General features: G+C 35.1%; 3 protein-coding genes. All 3 read right to left on the bottom strand.

The window, feature by feature from the left end; translation table 11 throughout:
• Nucleotides 1-1,918 precede the first annotated feature (1,918 nt).
• Complete coding sequence (dndD, locus tag F6K40_RS30895) at nucleotides 1,919-3,901, bottom strand: DNA sulfur modification protein DndD (RefSeq protein WP_293141500.1); 1,983 nt, start codon at nucleotides 3,899-3,901, stop codon at nucleotides 1,919-1,921.
• Nucleotides 3,902-4,437: 536 nt separating this feature from the next.
• Nucleotides 4,438-4,710, bottom strand: a complete 273-nt coding sequence (locus F6K40_RS30890; protein ID WP_293141498.1) for a hypothetical protein — start codon at nucleotides 4,708-4,710, stop codon at nucleotides 4,438-4,440.
• 10 nt (nucleotides 4,711-4,720) lie between these two features.
• A complete protein-coding gene (locus F6K40_RS30885; protein ID WP_293141496.1) occupies nucleotides 4,721-4,858 on the bottom strand; it encodes a hypothetical protein in 138 nt (45 codons plus the stop codon).
• Nucleotides 4,859-4,979: the final 121 nt, after the last annotated feature.

Genomic DNA, 4,979 nt, shown 5'->3' with positions numbered 1-4,979 from the left:
GTCTGGGAAACCCTGACCGCTGCGCATGACAGAGGTGATGTCCTCCCCCTGTGTTGACATTGATAATAACAAAATGCTCGTAGCTTGTGTCTTGGGCATATGAACGTTTAGCTTATGAAGGTATCCGAATCCGGGCCCAGGCTTTCATCCCGACGTTCCCCCTCCCCCCTATGCACGGGGGGTTAGGGGGGATGGAGAGCGCGGGACTTCCCGCCAGGAAAGTTAAAAAGCGATCGCTCCTTGACAGCTAGACAGGGATTTGGCCACGGATACACGGATGATGGAAAATGATGATGATAATCTCAGAATTATCTACCATTTCAAAAAAAGGAGCGTGACGGCAAAATTTCTGGAGTTTCCCCAAAATCAAAAAGAGGAAGCCGTCACACACCCTACGATTTTCTGATTTCTGACTTCAAGATAGCGATCGCTAAATTCGGTTTTAGGTTTTTAGTTATCAGTTTTTTTCCAAACAAAAATGCTGTACAGTTAAGCATCAGTTATCAATTTTTCTCCTCATCTATAAATATATTTATGAATATTTTTTGAGGGTATCTAAATAAATAAACCCCCCAATATTTTATCCAATTTTATGTGAGGAGTTTTCGTAAAGGTTGAGTCATTTCAGTTATCAGTTCTCATTATTTAGAGAAAAAAGTGATTTACCAAAAATCACCTTTTTGAGATTTGTCTGATTTTTTTGAGAATCATATTCGAGGAAATATTAGTAAGCGAGCGCCTCAAAATTCTGGAAATTTTCCGACTACCTAGATAGCTTCATTTGAAAAAATAGAAGTCAAAAATCTGATTACCAGAAATACCCTTTTTTGAGATTTGTCTGATTTTTTTGAGCATCATATTCGAGGAAATATTAGTAAGCAAGCGCCTCAAAATTCTGGAGATTTCCTATTTCTACCTAGATAACTTCAGTTGAAAAAATAGAAGTCAAAAATCTGCTAACCAGAAATACCATTTTTTGAGATTTGTCTGATTTTTTTGAGCATCATATTCCAGTAAATATTTGTGAGCGAGCGCCTCAAAATTCTGGAGATTTCCTATTTCTACCTAGATAACTTCAGTTGAAAAAATAGAAGTCAAAAATCTGCTAACCAGAAATACCATTTTTTGAGATTTGTCTGATTTTTTTGAGCATCATATTCCAGTAAATATTTGTGAGCGAGCGCCTCAAAATTCTGGAGATTTCCTATTTCTACCTAGATAACTTCAAGAGAGAAAAAAGTGGCTGATCAGAAATACTCTCTTTTGAGATTTATCTGATTGTTTTGAGAATCATATTAGATAAAATATTTGTGAGCGAGCGCCTCAAAATTCTGGAGATATCCTACTCCTACCTAGACAACTTCTGTTGAAAAATTAGAGAGAAAAAAGTGGCTTACCCAAAATCGGCTTTTTGGAGATTTGTCTGATTTTTTTGAGCATCATATTCGAGGAAATATTTGTGAGCGATCACCTCTAAATTCTGGAGATATCCTACTCCTACCTAGACAACTTCTGTTGAAAAATTAGAGAGAAAAAAGTGGTTGAACAGAAATAACATTTTTTGAGATTTGTCTGATTTTTTTGAGAATCAGAGTTGAAAAAGTAGAAGTCAAAAATCTGATTACCAAAAATCGCCTTTTTGGAGATTTGTCTGATTTTTTTAAAATCATATTCGAGGAAATATTTGTGAACGCTCGCCTCAAAGTTCTGGAGATTTTCTATTTCTACCTAGAGAACTTCTGTTGAAAAAGTAGAAGTCAAAAATCTGATTACCAAAAATCGCCTTTTTGGAGATTTGTCTGATTTTTTTGAGCATCATATTTGAGTAAATATTTGTGAGCGAGCGCCTGAAAATTCTGGAGATTTTCTATTTCTACCTAGACAGCTTGAGTTGAAAAAATAGAAGTCAAAAAGTTGCTTACCAAAAATAACCTTTTTTGAGATTTGTCTGATTTTTTTGAACATCATATTTGAGTAAATATTCGTGAGCGATCGCCTCCAAATTACGGAGATTTTCTACTTCTAATTTACCAACCTCAGTATCAGTAGATAACAGAATTACTTGATGACTAGCAGCAGGGAAATAACGTTCGACTAAATTTTGACGATGAGAAGAATCTAATCTACCTAAAGGCGTATCAATTGCCACAGGTAAATTTCTACCAGAAACCCGTGCTAAACCCCATAAAAAAGAAATTGCTAAAAGCTGTTTTTCCCCGGCAGATATCCGATGTTTAGGAACAAGTTGAGTTTGATTATCATAGAGAGAAAGAGCAAAATTATGAGTATCAATAGCCACCTTATGAACTAAGTCTGATTTATGTAAAAGATAACGGAAACATTCAGTAACTTCTATCTCTAATTTATTCAGTTTTTTGACAGTTAATTTATCCTTAAATAGCTGTAAAGTCCGCTTAACTTTTGCAGAAGACTCAATTATATGTTGAATATTGTGACGTTCCATAGTTTCGTCAGTAAAACTAAACAATTCTTTCTTAGTTTGATTAATCCCATTCTCCAACTTTTTACAATCATTTTTACTATTTTCACAAGCAACTTCTACTCTTGCTAACTCAGTTTGTGTCTCTTGCAAAGCAGTTGCCAAAATTTCATAAGCTTCGGGGGATGCTGCAGTTGCTAATTGCTTTTCCAGAACATCTATTTCTACTTCCAAATCTTTCAGACGAGTTAAACTTTCCTGAGCATTGTTCAGAGAATTTTCAATCTCATAGCGTAACAAATTTTCTAGTAAAGTTAAAGCTTCCTCGTCAGCAAACAACCAAGGTTCATCACCTTGATTAATATCGTCTTTCAGCGTCAGATTTTCTCGGTTGAGAAACTCTTCAATTTTGCTAACTTTCTGAGTAGGAATAGATAAATTATTCAAATAATCAAGTAGACGTTTATCTCTTTCCTGAAAAGCATCCAAAGCAATTTCTGCTTCGTGGCGTAAAATTTCTAAATCGCCCTGAGAACTTGCTTGTTCCAAAAGTGGAGAAATTAAAGCTAGAGGTAAAGCACCCCCAGCAAGTTCAACCATTTCCTGACGAGCAGTATCCATTTCCAATTCTACATCTTTCAACTCTTGTTCTAACTGACTCCTTTCCCCAGCAATTTTTCCTCCTTCTGAGACAAATTTTCTCATGGCTTTTTTTTGCTTTTCTTGAGCTTTTTTTAATTGCTTTTCCAAATCTGCCAATTTTTCCGTAGCAACTTCCAAATCTGTTTTTTGCTGATGGAGTTTTTGTTCAATTTCCTCTAAATTTGCTACTTCTTTAGTCTTAGTAAGTTGTTTCTTTTTCCGAGTCACCAAAATATCTAAATCTGCTGCCAGACGTTCAGCTAATTCTAATCCTAATAATGATTGAATCGCATCTACTACTAAAGGTGGCGGTGTTTCTAATTCAGCTAATTCTTTTACCTGTTCTCCATCAAAGAGAAATAGATTAGAAATTCCCAAAGGTAAGAGATTTTCTATATATTCATCCCAGGTATTTGCTAAGTAAGAATCAGGCCATTCACCATCAAGAATTCCCAGACTATCTTTGCCTTCTTTAGGATTTTTTTCCCAGGTACGAACGATGCGATATTCTACAACTTGATCGTCTTGAATATGTTCAAAAGCTAACTCAATACGAGTTTTTTCTGTAGGAGGAGTATTGCGGTTTACACATTGAGAAAGAAAGTCGCTATAAGTTAAATTTCCCCTAGTAGAACATTGAGCGCGATGACCGTAAAGTGCGAGACGAATAGCATCTAAAAGAGTAGTTTTTCCTCCTCCATTCATACCTCCAAATAAAATGATAGGACGGGGGTTATTAGTATTAGTAGGGCGAAGGTTTATTGTTTGTTTACCGGAGTATGGTCCGAAGTTTTGTAAGACGAGTTCTAGGAAAATCATTTCAGTTTTTTTAGGGAGTGGCAGTAGGGGGAAAGCTAGTAGGATAATTAACTTTATTTTTTTTATTCTTAGGATTTACCTTTTTTCGGTAGAAGATAAGTCTGACCAATAAAATTTTCTTGTCAAGGAAGGTCAAGGGAGAGAGTATTTTGCCTTTGAATCTGACTCGGAAAAATTGAGGTTTTCCCAAGATGAATTTGCTAGAGAAAGTTTCATCAGTTTCTAGTCATTGTTGAATTTTTACGGTACAGGGTAAGTCTGACAAATAAAATTTTCTTGTCAATCAACACAGAATTTTTAGCTTTGATTCTGACTCGAAAAAATAGAGATTTTCCAGAGATGAATTTGCTAGAAAAAATTTCATTAGTTTCTAGTCATTGTTGAATTTTTACGGTAGGAGGTAAGTCTGACAAATATAATTTTCTTGTCAATCAACACAGAATTTTTAGCTTTGACTCTGACTCGAAAAAATAGAGATTTTCCAGAGATGAATTTGCTAGAAAAAATTTCATCAGTTTCTAGTCATTGTTGAATTTTTACGGTAGGAGGTTAAGTCTGACAAATATAATTTTCTTGTCAAGGGAGAGAGAATTTTTGCCTTTGACTCTGACTCGGAAAAATAGAGGTTTTCCCAAGATGAATTTGCTAGAGAAAGTTTCATCAGTTTCTAGTCGTTGTTGAATTTTTCGGGTAGGAGGTAAGTCTGACAAAGATAATTTTCTTGTCAACCAACACAGAATTTTTAGCTTTGACTCTGACTCGGAAAAATCGAGATTTTCCAGAGATGAATTTCCTAGAGAAAATTTCATCAGTTTCTAGTCATTGTTGAATTTTTACGGTAGGAGGTAAGTCTGACAAATATAATTTTCTTGTCAAGGTAGAGAGAATTTTTGCCTTTGACTCTGACTCGGAAAAATAGAGGTTTTCCCAAGATGAATTTGCTAGAGAAAGTTTCATCAGTTTCTAGTCATTGTTGAATTTTTACGGTAGGAGGTAAGTCTGACAAATATAATTTTCTTGTCAAGGTAGAGAGAATTTTTGCCTTTGAATCTGACTCGGAAAAATTGAGGTTTTCCCA

The sequence above is a fragment of the Okeania sp. SIO3I5 genome (genome assembly GCF_010672085.1).
Lineage (GTDB): Bacteria > Cyanobacteriota > Cyanobacteriia > Cyanobacteriales > Microcoleaceae > Trichodesmium.
The sequence above is the reverse complement of the archived record's forward strand: the minus strand, read 5'-3'. Positions and strand labels throughout refer to the sequence as shown.